The 14,326-nt window shown below is 49.0% G+C and carries 14 protein-coding genes and 1 pseudogene; 7 read left to right on the top strand and 8 right to left on the bottom strand.

Annotated elements, in window-relative coordinates:
* Nucleotides 1-19 precede the first annotated feature (19 nt).
* Nucleotides 20-1,963, top strand: a complete 1,944-nt coding sequence (locus AL515_RS12735; RefSeq protein WP_061067896.1) for a methyl-accepting chemotaxis protein — start codon at nucleotides 20-22, stop codon at nucleotides 1,961-1,963.
* Between the two features lie 87 nt (nucleotides 1,964-2,050).
* Nucleotides 2,051-2,569, top strand: coding sequence for a hypothetical protein (locus AL515_RS12730; protein ID WP_105242172.1), 519 nt, complete (start codon nucleotides 2,051-2,053; stop codon nucleotides 2,567-2,569).
* Here the strand turns inward: AL515_RS12730 and AL515_RS12725 are convergent.
* The gene (locus tag AL515_RS12725; RefSeq protein ID WP_061067895.1) at nucleotides 2,566-3,933 is read right to left on the bottom strand and encodes a glycoside hydrolase family 10 protein; all 1,368 of its coding nucleotides are present in this window, start codon (nucleotides 3,931-3,933) and stop codon (nucleotides 2,566-2,568) included. The two genes, AL515_RS12730 and AL515_RS12725, sit on opposite strands and share 4 nt — an antisense overlap.
* Before the next feature lie 12 nt (nucleotides 3,934-3,945).
* A complete protein-coding gene (locus tag AL515_RS12720; protein ID WP_048211670.1) occupies nucleotides 3,946-4,230 on the bottom strand; it encodes a VF530 family DNA-binding protein in 285 nt (94 codons plus the stop codon).
* Nucleotides 4,231-4,411: 181 nt separating this feature from the next.
* Between AL515_RS12720 and AL515_RS12715 the strand changes: the two are divergent.
* From AL515_RS12715 to AL515_RS12695, 5 genes and pseudogenes are all read left to right on the top strand, one after another.
* A pseudogene (locus tag AL515_RS12715) lies at nucleotides 4,412-4,597 on the top strand (hypothetical protein); the annotation flags it as partial.
* A gap of 287 nt (nucleotides 4,598-4,884) precedes the next feature.
* Nucleotides 4,885-5,277 (top strand): hypothetical protein, encoded by a 393-nt coding sequence (locus AL515_RS12710; RefSeq protein ID WP_048211672.1) that lies wholly within the window; start codon nucleotides 4,885-4,887, stop codon nucleotides 5,275-5,277.
* Between the two features lie 211 nt (nucleotides 5,278-5,488).
* Nucleotides 5,489-6,664 carry a capsular polysaccharide export protein, LipB/KpsS family gene (locus tag AL515_RS12705; RefSeq protein WP_082759578.1) on the top strand — a complete coding sequence of 392 codons (1,176 nt, stop codon included), beginning with the start codon at nucleotides 5,489-5,491 and terminating at the stop codon, nucleotides 6,662-6,664.
* 68 nt (nucleotides 6,665-6,732) lie between these two features.
* On the top strand, nucleotides 6,733-7,491 hold the full coding sequence (tam, locus tag AL515_RS12700) for a trans-aconitate 2-methyltransferase (protein WP_061067893.1): 759 nt from the start codon (nucleotides 6,733-6,735) through the stop codon (nucleotides 7,489-7,491).
* A 151-nt stretch (nucleotides 7,492-7,642) separates the two neighbouring features.
* Nucleotides 7,643-8,020 (top strand): GFA family protein, encoded by a 378-nt coding sequence (locus AL515_RS12695; RefSeq protein WP_048211675.1) that lies wholly within the window; start codon nucleotides 7,643-7,645, stop codon nucleotides 8,018-8,020.
* An 84-nt stretch (nucleotides 8,021-8,104) separates the two neighbouring features.
* On the opposite strand, the gene AL515_RS12690 is transcribed toward AL515_RS12695, so the two are convergent.
* From AL515_RS12690 to AL515_RS12665, 6 genes are all read right to left on the bottom strand, one after another.
* Nucleotides 8,105-9,019: a bestrophin family protein gene (locus AL515_RS12690; RefSeq protein ID WP_061067892.1), complete on the bottom strand. Its 915-nt coding sequence runs from the start codon at nucleotides 9,017-9,019 to the stop codon at nucleotides 8,105-8,107.
* A 206-nt stretch (nucleotides 9,020-9,225) separates the two neighbouring features.
* Nucleotides 9,226-10,677, bottom strand: a complete 1,452-nt coding sequence (locus AL515_RS12685) for a tagaturonate reductase (RefSeq protein WP_061067891.1) — start codon at nucleotides 10,675-10,677, stop codon at nucleotides 9,226-9,228.
* Between the two features lie 106 nt (nucleotides 10,678-10,783).
* On the bottom strand, nucleotides 10,784-11,311 hold the full coding sequence (locus tag AL515_RS12680; RefSeq protein ID WP_061067890.1) for a GNAT family N-acetyltransferase: 528 nt from the start codon (nucleotides 11,309-11,311) through the stop codon (nucleotides 10,784-10,786).
* Nucleotides 11,312-11,391: 80 nt separating this feature from the next.
* Nucleotides 11,392-11,751, bottom strand: coding sequence for a DUF4186 domain-containing protein (locus tag AL515_RS12675; RefSeq protein ID WP_048211679.1), 360 nt, complete (start codon nucleotides 11,749-11,751; stop codon nucleotides 11,392-11,394).
* A complete protein-coding gene (gene glsB, locus AL515_RS12670) occupies nucleotides 11,751-12,677 on the bottom strand; it encodes a glutaminase B (RefSeq protein WP_048211680.1) in 927 nt (308 codons plus the stop codon). The genes AL515_RS12675 and glsB overlap by 1 nt, the downstream gene beginning before the upstream one ends.
* Nucleotides 12,678-12,739: 62 nt before the next feature.
* On the bottom strand, nucleotides 12,740-14,317 hold the full coding sequence (locus AL515_RS12665; RefSeq protein ID WP_061067889.1) for a methyl-accepting chemotaxis protein: 1,578 nt from the start codon (nucleotides 14,315-14,317) through the stop codon (nucleotides 12,740-12,742).
* Nucleotides 14,318-14,326 lie beyond the last annotated feature (9 nt).

The following is a 14,326-nucleotide window of genomic DNA, read 5'->3' as shown; positions in this document are numbered from 1 at the left end:
TTTTGCAGAAGGAGTTTGTATGGCCTGGTATCCTACTCGTATTTCAACGCGGTTAACCATTGGCGGCATCCTGCTGCTTGCGGTGACCACCCTTGTTATTGTTGCAATTATGCTCTGGCGTGGTCAGCCACGCGTCGTCGAAATCAATACCGCTCTGATAGAAGAAACAGGGCAAGGTTTAACCCGTCAACTGAGTACTGTGCTATCCCGAATCGAGGGCGAAACCGTCAGTCTGTCACGACTGGCCGAAGTACTGCCTAATGATGAGTCTTTGTATCAAAGCGTGGTTCCACACCTGATTGGCGAAGACAGCCACTCAATTATTACCGGCGGCGGGATCTGGCCAGAGCCAAACGCGTTTACCCCGGGAGTAGATAAACGTAGCTTTTTCTGGGCGCGCAATGCTGAGGGCAAGCTTGATTTTTCGAATGATTATAATGCCGAAGGATCTGCCGGTTATCACAATGAAAGTTGGTATCAGCATGCCAAAGGTCACTCACAGAACAGTTGCCTGTGGTCTGATGTTTACCAGGATGCCAGTTCCGGCGTGAACATGGTGACGTGCAGTATTCCGTATCAATTAGCCGGCAAGTTTGCCGGTGTGGCCACCACCGATATTCGTCTGGATAACGTAGCGACCTTTATGCAGCAGCAAGGCAACAGCACCGGCGGCTACGCATTTGTGGTTGATAAACAGGGGCAGATCCTCTATTTCCCCCAGGCCGATCAGACAAAATACAAAACCTTTAGCGATCTGGCGCAAAGCGCACACTGGCTGGCTCCGGTAGAAGCCGGGCTGAAATCGCTGCGCGCGACTGATGGCGTGAAAACCATCACGCTGGAAAGCGATAACGTACTGAATGCTCCGTCACGCGTAATGTTGTTCCCGATGGCTGATACTGGCTGGGTCGTAGGGCTGGTGACACCGGAAACGCGCATCGTTGGCCTCGCCAAAGTCATGATGCAGGATGTGCTGGAAGTGCTGATCCCGATTATGACCGTGTTGTTGGTAGGATCATGGCTGGTGGTGCGTCGCTTGATCTCTCGTCTCGATGATACACGTCGCGCACTCGATGATATCGCACAGGGTGAAGGCGATCTTACCCGACGTCTGGATGTTCGAGGTAAAGATGAGATTTCAGATATCGCGGAAGCCTTTAACCTGTTCGTCGATAAAATTTCCGCCATTCTGATCACCGTCAGAAGCAGTAGCGTGGTGGTAGCCAATAACGCCGTCAGCCTGGCCGACAGTAACATGGAGCTTTCTTCACGGGTAACTCAGCAGGCGGCTGCGCTGGAAGAGAGCTCGGCCGCGATGGAACAATTAAATGCGACCGTTCATCAAAATGCGAGCAACACGCAACTGGCAGATGAACTTTCCGACAACACTGCGCAAACGGCGAATCGCTGTGGCGACGTGATGCAAGGTGTGATCTCGACAATGGATAACGTCAGTGCCTCGTCCGGTAGAATGGTGGAAATTGTAGCGGTCATCGACAGTATTGCATTCCAGACCAATATCCTGGCGCTGAATGCCGCCGTTGAAGCCGCCAGAGCAGGGGATGCAGGCAGAGGATTTGCGGTTGTTGCCTCTGAAGTTCGTACCCTGGCACAACGCAGTGCCACTGCAGCCCAGGAAATCAAAGCGTTGATTGATGAGTCCGTTTCACATGTTGGCAGCAGCAGCCAGCAAATCCACAATGCAGGTGAGCGCCTGGAAGAGCTGGTCAACAACGTGCGTCAGGTTAGCCAACTGATGGGGGAAATCCGTGTCGCGGGTGACGAGCAACGTAAGGGCGTTTCCGAAGTCACGCTCGCCGTCACCGAAATGGACAGCACTGTGCAGCAAAACGCATCGTTGATTGATGATGCCGCCACGCGAACCCAGGTACTGAAAGAAGAGGCGGAACAATTAGCGCTACTGGTTTCCTCCTTCAAATTGCCGGAGCCTTCAGCGGCCTGACCCCCACGTAAAGTATCCGGGGGCATCGTCTGCACCCGGATAACTCCAGGCTACACTTAACGTAGTTAATACGTCGGGAGCCGGAGTATGGCTGAGTTTGTCGTAGCGATGCTGGTGCACACACCGGTGTGGGTGTATGTCTTGTTGGTCTTCCTGTTATTTCGGGGGATTAAAGCCAGGATACCCGCTACCGTTACGCTGGAAAAGCTGGCACTGATCCCGGCGCTCTTTCTTTTTTGGGATATTTACGATTTAGTCACTTACCGCAATCAGTCCATCAGTACGTATCTGCAGTGGATGGTTGGTATTATTAGCGGCGCGATAGTGGGCTATATGTTGATAAACCCCAGTCGTCTGACACGCAGTAGCGCACCACGCAGCATTCATCGCCCGGCAGATTACTCTGCATTACCGTTCATGATGTTGGCCTTTGGCATCAAATATGTACAAGGTGTATTGAATGCTATCGCTCCCGATATTTTACGCCAGCCGGTAATGAGCGCGTTGGCAATTATTACCGGTGGCGTGCTCGCCGGGGTGTTTATCGGGAAATTTATCCGCTACGTCAGCGTTTATCTCCGGTCACCAGCCCCCGGCAATACTTAGCGTCCCCAACGGTCACGAATATAGGTCACGGCTTCCTGGGTTTGCGGTTGGTTAAGATAGTCCTCTCGAAACAAGATAGTGCCATTAATATTCGGTTCAGACTCGTTCAGATCGAGTTGTTTTTTAAGCTCCGGCACACCGCCTTGTATCGTCCAGTCCGGTTCTTTTCGCGACGGCTCACCCACTTTATACAGCGCCACGCCAATATACAGGCGGGTATTGGTGGATTTCACCACGCCAGCCCACCATTTTGCCAGTACATCATAACGCGCCGCATCACGGGCGAAAGGCCAGTACAGCTGTGGTGCGATGTAATCCAACAGACCTAATTGCACCCAGCGCCGGGTATCGGCATACGATTCATCATACGCTGCCGCACCACGGGTGTCGGAGCCTGCCGGATCGTGGGAGCGATTACGCCACACGCCTGCAGGACTGACGCCAAACTCCACGTCAGGCTTAAGCTTTTTGATGGTCTGTGAAACCTGTTCGATCAGCCGTTGCGTGTTATGACGTCGCCAGTCCGCTTTTGAATCAAAACCCTGGCCATACCGTCTGAAAGTCTGGCTGTCGTTAAGCGCCGAACCCGGCGATTCGGTATAGAAGTAGTCGTCAAACTGCACGCCATCCACCGGATAATTCTCAACGACTTCCGCCACGATGCTGGTTATCCAGTCGCGCACGTCAGGAATACCCGGGTCCAGTACAAAACGGTCACCCGATGTACGGATCCAGTCCCGATGCAGAACATAAACGCTGGACGGGTTCTGCGACAGCGTGCGGTTTAATTCTGCGACCGTTGAAGGCTTCGTATTGACGGAGACACGGTAGGGGTTAAACCAGGCATGAACTTTCATCCCGCGTTTGTGCGCCTCATCGAGCATAAATTGCAACGGATCGTAACCAGGATCCTGGCCGATGGTGCCGGTCAGAGTGTCTGACCAGGGGAGAATTTTGGATTGCCACAGCGCAGTGCCGTCCGGTTTCACCTGGAAAAAAACGGTATTGATCCCAAGACGTTTCAGATTATCCAGCTTATCCGTCAGCGCTTTCTGCTGCTGGCTGATGCGGATGGCGGGCGAACTGATGTTTACGGATGAGACTGGCGGCCAGTCCAGACGGGAAACCGTTGCCAGCCAGATACCACGAACCGGTTCTTTGCTCTGTTGCGGCGTTGTGACCGGGGGGTGAGGGTTAACCTTCGGCCCTGGCGGTTGTGAAGAGCAACTGCCAAGTAACAGCATACTGCCAACCAGTGCAGCGAACCATTTCACGTTGGTTAGCGGTAGCGAGTTGCGGGAACGGGCGAGCAGAGTCGCCAGTTTTTTCTGATAATGACCTGAAAAAAAACCGGATGCTGACATCGAATTTTGCTCTTATTTTTTCTTGTTGCGGCTGTTAGCCCAGGGATCAATAGCAGGAGCAGTGGGTTCTGGTGCAACGTCATACAGAGAATCGAGATACAGTGCTTCAACTTCTGCTCGCGCCCACGGCGTACGACGCAGAAACTTCAAACTGGATTTAACGCTCGGTTCATTTTTAAAACAGTTGATGTTTATCCGTTGGCCAAGTTCAGCCCAACCATAACGATTAACCAGGGCATTGACCTGCATTTCTAGCGTCACGCCATGTAAGGGGTCTTTAGAAATGTGAGCATTCATATGAAGTCCAGTTCGGTGGTTCCAGATTTTGTCAGTTGCACGAGCGCAAGGTTACAAGAAAGCAAGGCGACCAGCAATGGTATAAACCGGCATAGCACGGTGAATGAGCACCAGGCCAGCAATGTGCGCTCATTACTTGAAACAGGGGAAAGAGAAGGGCGAAGTGACTATTCCCGGCGGCCAGGCTAATGATGTCTGTACGCAAGGTCATAGTTTTGGAAAATGGCTGCTTAATGATGTTGTATTGCGCATTTCTAACTTAGCTGATCAAGTGGGTATCAAGGCCATCATGGTGCATGCCATTGATGACAAGGCCCGGGCCTTCTATGAGTATTTTGTAATGGGGGGAACCCGTAGAGGGTTATGAGTCAGGTACGCATTGATTTGATTTAACATAATATACATTATACGCACTTAGATAGAGAGAAGTGAAATCTGCCATACTGGGTTCATCATTGTGCTGGTCATTGATAACGCCTGACAGCGTTGTTCCTGGATTCAGGCTGTTCACCGACTACCATTCAAACCATATACTTTACGCATACGTCAAATCGCTGACGTTGCAATTGCTCACTCAGTCCTTTTCGCGTACAACCACAAGGTACGACACAAACCTGTGCCCTGGAATTTCACAGCAATGGACCCTACAGCACAATGCAAAGAACTATCCATGTTCATCAAAATGACAACGCTATCTTACGCGTCGCGTTTCTATTGGTTCTTTCATTCACACTGACCGGTTGTGCGTTGACCCGCGTCTCTGCCAGCTCACATGACAAAGACGTCGATGAGCTAAATGTTATTGGCTTGAATCTGGATGCTGCAAGGCAAAAAGCAATCGTGGATGGTTTTGTGTGCAGTAAGGATACAAACCTCAATCAGGTACAAACCGAAAGTGGCAGTCATAAATGGTTACAAACGGAATGCAGTAAAAAAAGCCTGGAACTGTTCTGCCCACAAATGCGGTTTATAGTACTCAATGTTGACCCCGATACAAATAAAGTTGTTGATGTGGGGAAATATATTAATCAGCATACTTGTTTCTGAATATGACATCGGCACCAGTAGGGCCTATGTCATATCGATATCCCCCTTCTGTCTCCACTTCTATTCAAGAGTACCGGATTGTATTGACCCTATAAAAATAATATAATACCTGCATACTTTTAATGATAATCGTTACTGTTTAGCGGACAGTCGACTGCCAAATAAAGATTAGCCTAACCCAAAGTTTTAATTACATTAATCACGTGGAGTTATGATGAATGATTTAAATCGTTTTTACTTTGACTTACCACAATGGCTAGGTAAGAGTGAAGGCATTCATCGACAATTTATTGGTAACTTTATATCTTGTCTCCATGATGAACAATTACAAGTAGTACTGAATCCAGTTAGTTTTCCCTGTTATGGTCTTAAAAGACTGGCAATTAAAGACTCTATTACATTCTCCTTCCACTCATATAATAATGACAAAAATGTTTTCTCGATAAAAGAATCACCTATATATGGACTGTACTCTGTAGATAAAAATGGATATTCGGGATGGGCAGATATTTGTGTTAACTTCAGTTCATATATCGATAAAATAAATAAAATAGATCACGACAGTGCCAAAAGTATCATTGGCGAGAAGCGGGAATTTTTCAGGGAGACAAAACTCTCCAAGCATCAACAACCACATAACCACGTTGCTCTACCCTCGAATTACCTTTTTTTCCCCATGCAGGTCAACTCTGATTCGGTTACCGATCATGAGAACATCAGCGCCATGGAGGCATTAGACTATGTTGCAGCATTGGCTAAAAAGACAAATCGAAAGTTGGTAATCAAACGCCATCCGATGTGTAAATCCAGAGGTGTTGATGCCAAGATTGCGTATCTATTAGCAACCAACGAGAATGTTTTGTCTGTTGATGCTAATATCCACGAATTAATTGAAGGGAGTTCTGCCGTTATCGCATGTAATTCTGGTACAAGCATTGAAGCCTTGATTTTCGGTAAACCAGTTTATTGCTTTGGGCGAAGCGAATGGTACGAAGCTACACATAAAATTGAAGCCTTAGAAGATTTCGATGCGATATTTTTGAATGATACACACAGTACCATGTCTGTTTTCCAGGAGAAGTTGATAGCATATTTATTATCTGAATATTGGATTCAATTTGATGACATTGAGTCTATTAAGGAAAAAATAAAATACTGCATAAGCCTCTATGAGAGCAACTACGGTGATGACTTTATCGACAACCATAATAATGGTGAATGTTATGTCAGAAGTTTTTTGAATGCCCAAAGAGAGATCGCGATCCTGAAGAGAAAGCAAAAGAAGTATAAGAAAGATTATGAATTATTATCTTTTGTAATACGATTTGTCCTATTTTTACCCTTTAAAGCTACACTTACTATGCTGAGAAGGAACAAGAATCATTGATTCTGAGGGCGTGATGGAAATTGCTGGCTCAGAATCATACTATTTCATCGCATACAGGATACAGAAACATGGCTGACTGGAACCCTTCGCTCTATCTGCAATATGAAACCGAACGTTCGCGACCCGCAGCTGAATTACTCAGCAGAGTCGCGCTGGAGAATGTCCGCTCAGTCGTCGATCTCGGCTGCGGCCCGGGTAACAGCACCGCATTGCTACATCAACGTTGGCCATCAGCGCAAATATCAGGCGTGGATTCTTCGCCGGCAATGCTGAGCGAAGCGCGTAACGCGTTGCCTGGCTGTCATTTTATCGAAGCGGATATTAGCGCATTTCAGACAGAAGAGCCCGTAGATCTGTTGTATGCAAACGCATCTTTGCAATGGGTTCCCGATCACTATCAGCTGTTCCCCCACCTGGTCTCTCTGCTGGGGAAAGATGGCGTATTGGCTGTACAAATGCCGGATAACTGGCTGGAGCCAACGCATGTTCTGATGCGTGAAGTTGCCTATGAACTGGGTTACCCCGATCGCGGCCGTGCGCCTCTTCCCGGAGTGCATGCGTACTATGATATTTTGACTGACATGGGTTGCGATGTTGATATCTGGCGTACAACCTACTATCACGTTATGGATTCACACCAGTCAATTATCGACTGGGTGAGTTCGACGGGGTTGCGTCCGTGGTTGCAGGACCTGAGTGAAAGCGAACAACATCGCTATCTGGCGCGTTATCATGCATTGCTGCAGGAGCAATATCCACTGCAAGAGAATGGGAAAATACTGCTGGCGTTTCCGCGGTTGTTTATCGTTGCTAAACACAATTCTTAAGCACTGACCTCCTGGTATCAGCCTCTTTATACCAGGGGCTGATAATTATTGTGAATTCCCCATGCGCACCCTCGCCTTTTTACAATGAGGATCTAGTGATGAAGCCAGTCATCTGCTAGTGTCTGAGAACGTTTACTGACGGGGGGTTGTCATGTCTAAAATCTACATTGGCGGTTGTCTGTGTGGCTCTGTTCGCTTTACCGCGACGAGCCCTAATAATTCGCATACCTGCTCGTGCGATATTTGCCGCAAGCATACCGGTGCACCAACCGTCGTCTGGATTGAATTTAATGCTGAAAATGTAGAATGGACGGGAAAAGCGGGTAAACCGACTACCTGGCGTTCTTCAGAAACCTCCAGTCGCGCTTTTTGCCCTCAATGCGGAAGTTCAGTTGGTGCCATTGATGATGCTCCGGTAATAGCGCTATTAGCGGGCGTTTTTGATGATCCCAATGATGAAGATCTGGCCCCCGAGTTTCATTCATTTACCGATATGCAGCCTGCGTGGTGGCAAAGAGAATTCGGCTAAAACCGCACTCACCGGCGCATCAAGTCTTACCTATTCCTTCCGTGAAACAATAAGAGCTGGTCGTGTTACCAGCTCTACCGGATGCTATGTCAGCTGGTAATGCTTATCTGGCATATGTTTCGCCGGCACAACGGTTTCATCATTCATCTGCAGCAAATCGATTTCAATCGCGTTACAAATCGCATCGAGTGGCAGATCATTATTCTCTGTACCAAACGGATCTTCGAGTTCTTCGGCTAGCGTATCGAGCGAGATAAAAGTATAGGAAATAAGCACCGAGATGAACGGTGTCATATAGTGTAAATCCACCACTAACGCGAATGGCAACATGATGCAAAACAGATATACCGTGCGATGCAGGATTAAGGTGTAAGCAAACGGAACGGGTGTGTTCGCGATACGCTCACAACCTGCCAGCACTGCTGACATATCATTTAACCTGTTGTTTAAACTGTGAAATAATATATCAGATAGCTGCCCATTTCGTCTGCGAACGGCCAGCCACTCCCCCATCATCAGCAGAATGCGGTTGGCCGGTGATTGAGCCGCAAAAACGGTCTGTAAATCGCTCTCGCTGAGATATTTCGCCAGGGGTTCCGCCTGCGGTTGTCGACGTAAAGTCATACGCAGGCAATGGGCAAATGCGATTTGCAAACGAACGAACTGTCCCAGTTCAGCATCGTCTGGTAAGGTCGTTTTCACCTCACGCAGAAGCGAACGGGAAGCAATCATCAACTGCCCCCATAAATGTCGGGCTTCAACATAGCGCGAATAACAGGCGTTGTTACGAAAGCCTAAGAAGATTGCAATTGCGACACCAAGAATGCTGAACGGTGCCAAAGTAAATTTGATACCCAGCATCGTATACCATGGCAGCATGATGATAACGGCAATGGAGAGCAGGAAATTCAGCAGCAAGCGTGAAAAGATTTTGGATAATACTGAGCCATGCCAGACGAATATCAGGCGTAGCCAGTGTTGTTGGGGGCGAACGATCATGGTTATCTTCGGAAAATGTGAAAGCCGGGACATTAAACGTGATCGCGATCAATGTTGCAAGCTTATAGCAACATTATCTAAACATCTTTTCCTGCTGACCATAGTGGGCATTGAAGCTACAGGTGTGCTCCATTTTTAGAAGTTATATTGTATGTTGTAACTAAATAAGGGCGATTAAAAAACCCGGCCTGAACCGGGTTAACGTATTAGCACAGTGGCTTAACCGCTTCGCGCATGCCTTTCGCCAGGATAGAACCCAGGTCGGCAGAAACCTGTTCGACCAGCCCGGGAACCTGTGTCAGATCCTGTTCCCAGTGATCTTTTACGGCCAATACCGCGTTGACCAGCGCTTCGGTAGTAATCTGGCGGTCACGATGCTGAGCCCACAACACCTGGAAACGCTCCATCCAATGCGCATCATCCTGAACCGGATAAGATTCACCGTTACGCTCACCACGGTAGAAAGCAATCAAGGCTGCCAGGGCAAATGTCAGACGCAGCGGCAGTTGGCCGCTGGCCTTCTGCCCTGCCAACAACTGCGGCAGAATACGGGTGCGGAATTTGGTCATGCCATTAAGCGCAATCGACAATAGTTGATGCTTAATGTACGGGTTGCAGAATCGGCCGGTCACCGCGCTGGCAAATGAAGCCAATTCATCACGCGGCAGATCCAGCACCGGAATAATCTCTTCATAGATAGCTTTCTCAACGAAGGCGCGAATCTCAGCATCATTCATTGCCTCACCCACGGTATCAAGCCCTGCCTGCCAGGCGACCGGTACCAGGGCTGTGTGCGCACCGTTGAGAATGGCGACTTTACGCTCTTTATACGGCTTGATGTCATCAACAATCAGAACATTCAGCGGGTATTTATCGAGGCGAAGTTCAGTGGCTAATGATTTTGGCCCCTGAATAACAAACAGATAAAAGTGTTCTGCGGTATCAAGAAACGCATCATGATAACCCAGTTCAGCTTCAAGCTTCGCAACTTCGTCACGTGGGTAACCGGTAACAATACGGTCCACCAGCGTAGAACAAAATGCGTTTGCCTGGTCCAGCCACTGTACGAATGCTTCCGGCAACGCCCATTCCTGAGCATAACGCAAAACCAGTTCATGCAGCGCTTCACCATTGTAATCAATCAGCTCGCAAGGAATGATAATCCAGCCTTTATCAAGCGCACCGTTGAAATGGCTATAGCGTTCGAACAGCAGTCGGGTCAGTTTTGCCGGATAACTCACAGCCGGCGCATCATCAAACTTATCACCCGCGTGGTAGCTAATACCCGCTTCCGTGGTGTTAGAGAAAACAAAACGCATTTCAGGATTATGCGCCAGCTTCAGGAACTCATCGTATTCGCTATAGACGCTGATTTCGCGGTTAACCGAACGAATTAAACGGGCATCGCTGACGGCCTCGCCCTTTTCATTCAAACCACGAATGATGGTGGTATAGAGACCATCCTGGGTACTCAGTGACGGCGGAAAAGTACTTTCGATAGGACGAACAATGACCACACCAGCGTTCAGATCGGTATGTTCATTCAGCAGATCAACTTGCCAGTCAACAAAGGCGCGCAGGAAGTTTCCTTCACCAAACTGAATAATGCGTTCAGGATAGTGAGCACCGGGAAAATCGCGACGATTTAGTGTTTGCACAATGGGTTCCCTTTTTGATTAGTCATACAACCTGATTGAATTGGTCCAATAGGTTAGCAAACTTTAATACAATGAAACCCTGTTTTGATCAATCCCCGGTGACAAATTAGAGCGTTTTATAAAAAAGTGTGGTCCCGGCCACTGTTCCATCAGGCATTTTTGCATAGTCAGGGATTACCCCTGCTTTTTGCCATCCACAATTGTGGTAGAACAACTCGGCGGCGCTGCCTGTAGACGTATCAAGAACCAGGAGGGTTTTCCCTTCATGATGGGCGCAAATTTCCAGTGTATTCATCAATTCCCGGGCTATCCCGCACCGCCGTGCAGAGGTATGAACCAGGAGTTTGGCAACGTCTGCACGATGAGGCTGGTTTTCGGGTTGATCAATAATGAGCTGAACGGTCCCAACAAGGGTCCCTTGCGCATTTTCAGCCCCCAGAACAATGCGTTCTCCACAAGAGACACTTTGTGCAACACGCGTCCAAAAAGGCCGCGACTTATCGCGGTTAAAAGGGAGCATAAAACTGACAGATGCGCCATCGTTCACGCACTGTTCAAGGACATCACTAAGCTCGTCGATTCTCGACAGGATCTGTTCCGCGCTCAGTATAAAGCAGGGGGTGTGGGTAGCCATTTAGTCTCCTTAGATTGACCCCTTCATACTGCAATTAACAATTACATAACACAAGGAGTCGAATCATAGGATTATGTTATCTATGGCTTATTCATTTGCAGCACTAACCAGTGGTAGATAACAGTGACAACGTAACGTTGCTGTTGCTCGCTCAACGGTTGCCCCTGAGGTATATCATGCCATTTGGCCAGACATCCCCTACAGCAGGTCGCCGTGGCATGTTGAGCGATAAACACCGGATGTCCACGCATCGGCGTTTGCTTTCCGTCATTGGTCGGGAGCGCGGGAGCCAGGCGCTTAGCAATAAAATCGGCCGCATGTTGTTCAATGACCGGCGCACCTTTTTCCAGACAATATTGTCTTTCTTTCTGACCGAGACGAAACCGCGATCGAAAAGTCGATTTCGCCAGTCGGGCAAAAAGCGAGTCGAGCGTGTTCATCAGTAAACCGAGCGCCCTAACTGTTGAGTTAATTGTTCCAGTACCGCAATACCCGCCAGCGAGTTCCCTGCGGGATCCAGTTCCGGACTCCAGACCGCAATCGCCATCTCATGCGGCACGATCGCCACAATACCGCCACCGACACCCGATTTCGCCGGCAAACCTACCCGCCAGGCAAACTCCCCGGCATTTTGATACATACCGCTGGTCGCCATTAGCGCGTTAATCTGCCGCGCCTGCATCGGCGTGACCACGGGCTCCGCAAGATGAAAGGCATGCCCCTGATTCGCCAGAAAGACGAACGTGCGCGCCAGCTCCACACAGCTCATTTTCAGCGCGCAGTAGTGAAAATAATTTTGCAGAACGGTCGTCACATCGTGATGAAAATTACCAAAGGACTTCATCAGCCAGGCAATTGCCGCGTTGCGGGCTGAGTGCTCAAACTCAGAGCGTGCCACCGTCGTATCATAAGCAATATCTGAAACGCCACTTAATGCACGTACCACTTCCAGCATTCGTTGCCGTGGCGCACTCAGGCGACCTTGCAGCATATCGCAAACCACCAATGCCCCGGCATTGATAAAGGGATTACGCGGTATACCCTGCTCCATTTCCAGCTGCACCAGCGAGTTAAACGGGTGACCGGAAGGATCTTTGCCAACACGTTGCCAGATCTCGTCTTCCTGGTAATGACGCATTGCGACAACCAGGCTAAGCACCTTTGAAATCGACTGAATAGAAAAACGTTCTTGCGCATCCCCCGCCTGATAGTGCTGACCATCAACGGTGCAAATGGCAATACCCAGTTTTGAGCCATCGACAGAGGCTAATGCAGGAATATAATCGGCAACTTTTCCCTGACCAATCAGCGGACGAACCTGCTGCACAATGGTCTCTAAAATTGAATTGTCCATGGCCCTGGCCACAACATGCTCCTTGCTCGCAGGTATGAAAGGCCTGCGAGTATAACAGAGCTGAATACACAGCGTCAGGCCGGAAGACGGAATCTGGCAACGGCCTGCATAAGCTGATGAGATTCATGATGTAACTGTAAGGAGGAATCAGACGCAGCATTCACCAGATCGCTGGTCTGTCGGGCTTCGTTATTCAGAGCCTGAAGCTGACTGGTCAACTCGTGAATACGGGTTCCTTGATTCATCGTCGCAGCAGAAATATCATTCAGTAAGGCGCCAAGATTTTCCACCAGCGATATAACCTGCTGTAAGTTGTCATCCAGTCCGTTCACCGCATGAAATCCCTCGTCAATACCCGCTAAGGAATGATGAATCAGCGCCTGAATATTCTGCGTGGACTGACTGCTTTTTCTCGCCAACAACCCAACTTCTTTTGCAACAACCGCAAATCCACGCCCTTGTTCACCAGCATGCGCAGCTTCAATCGCCGCATTTAACGCCAGAATATTGGTCTGAAACGCGATGCTGTCAATCAGTGAGATGATCCCGCGCATCTCTGATGAACGGGCAACAATTGCCTGCATCGACGCATTTACCGTTGCCATCATCCGGTTGCCACCCGCAGCAATATCCCGCGCCTGCACGGCGCGTTGATTCGCCAGTTGAGCAAACCCACTGTTATCCTCAACATGTGTTTCCAGAAACGAAATATGTGATGTCACCGTATTTAGCTCATCGCTCTGTTTCGCGGATTGCTGATATAACTGTTTATTGCTTTGCGTAAGCTGAGTGATATTTCCCACCATTGAGGTCGTAGCGTCATTCACCTGTTGCACCAGCATCCGTAGCCCCTGCTGCATCGCGTCGATACGTGAGCTCAGTTGTGTCACTTCACGATTAAACTGGCTCACCTGGGGGGCTGGACGGGAAAGATCGCCAGCCGCTAACACATCAATATGATCGATCAGTCGTCTCAGTGGCGCGATTACCCAGCGGGACATACTGCGCCAGACCAGTACCGCAATCACCACCAGCACAAGAGGAATAAATAAAAAGAGGTGCTGTAAACGTTCAAGACTGGTCAACAGCTGCTCTCGCCCTTTTTCCGTCTGCTGGAAACTGTCTTGCTGAAAACGTGCATAATTTTCATTAAAGTCTGTCTGAAACGCCTGAACAGGCACGGCAAAAAACGCATCAATGCTATTGGATTGCATTAATCCATCGGCCTGCTCCTGAATACCGCTATAAAAACGCTGATAGCTCTCCATCAAGTCGGGAGGCTGATGCGGATCCATTGCAAGCCAGGCATCCCATGCCGTTTTTGACTGCGTTAACGCATGCTGGGCCTCTTCCATTAACGGGCGCCAGCTCCCTTCCGAGCCGGTAGCCGCATCCTGCATAAAGTAAACGCCAGCACGATTAAGTAAGTCGCTGGCAGATAACAACGCCACCCTTGCTTCATCGATCTTCGACTGTTGCAAAAGCACCTGCTGATTATGCTGTTCATTAATCTGCGCGTCCCTGACAGAGGCTGAGAGCATAAGCGAGGATGCAATCTGCAAAACAGAGAACAGTGCAATAATACAAATGATACCGGTTAACAGACCAAACTGACGGGGAGTCAGGCGACGAAAAATTTGCGTTATGTTCATATTACTCTT

Source organism: Citrobacter sp. FDAARGOS_156 (assembly GCF_001559235.2).
Lineage (GTDB): Bacteria > Pseudomonadota > Gammaproteobacteria > Enterobacterales > Enterobacteriaceae > Citrobacter > Citrobacter youngae.
Note: the sequence above shows the minus strand (reverse complement) of the source record. Positions and strands in the feature narration are given on the sequence as shown.

Bases quoted from the DNA above. Each gene is read 5' to 3' on its own strand.
- AL515_RS12735 (WP_061067896.1), top strand. From the start codon at position 20: ATGGCCTGGTATCCTACTCGTATTTCAACGCGGTTAACCATTGGCGGC.
- AL515_RS12730 (WP_105242172.1), top strand. From the start codon at position 2,051: ATGGCTGAGTTTGTCGTAGCGATGCTGGTGCACACACCGGTGTGGGTG.
- AL515_RS12725 (WP_061067895.1), bottom strand. From the start codon at position 3,933: ATGTCAGCATCCGGTTTTTTTTCAGGTCATTATCAGAAAAAACTGGCG.
- AL515_RS12720 (WP_048211670.1), bottom strand. From the start codon at position 4,230: ATGAATGCTCACATTTCTAAAGACCCCTTACATGGCGTGACGCTAGAA.
- AL515_RS12710 (WP_048211672.1), top strand. From the start codon at position 4,885: ATGCAAAGAACTATCCATGTTCATCAAAATGACAACGCTATCTTACGC.
- AL515_RS12705 (WP_082759578.1), top strand. From the start codon at position 5,489: ATGATGAATGATTTAAATCGTTTTTACTTTGACTTACCACAATGGCTA.
- tam (WP_061067893.1), top strand. From the start codon at position 6,733: ATGGCTGACTGGAACCCTTCGCTCTATCTGCAATATGAAACCGAACGT.
- AL515_RS12695 (WP_048211675.1), top strand. From the start codon at position 7,643: ATGTCTAAAATCTACATTGGCGGTTGTCTGTGTGGCTCTGTTCGCTTT.
- AL515_RS12690 (WP_061067892.1), bottom strand. From the start codon at position 9,019: ATGATCGTTCGCCCCCAACAACACTGGCTACGCCTGATATTCGTCTGG.
- AL515_RS12680 (WP_061067890.1), bottom strand. From the start codon at position 11,311: ATGGCTACCCACACCCCCTGCTTTATACTGAGCGCGGAACAGATCCTG.
- AL515_RS12675 (WP_048211679.1), bottom strand. From the start codon at position 11,751: ATGAACACGCTCGACTCGCTTTTTGCCCGACTGGCGAAATCGACTTTT.
- AL515_RS12665 (WP_061067889.1), bottom strand. From the start codon at position 14,317: ATGAACATAACGCAAATTTTTCGTCGCCTGACTCCCCGTCAGTTTGGT.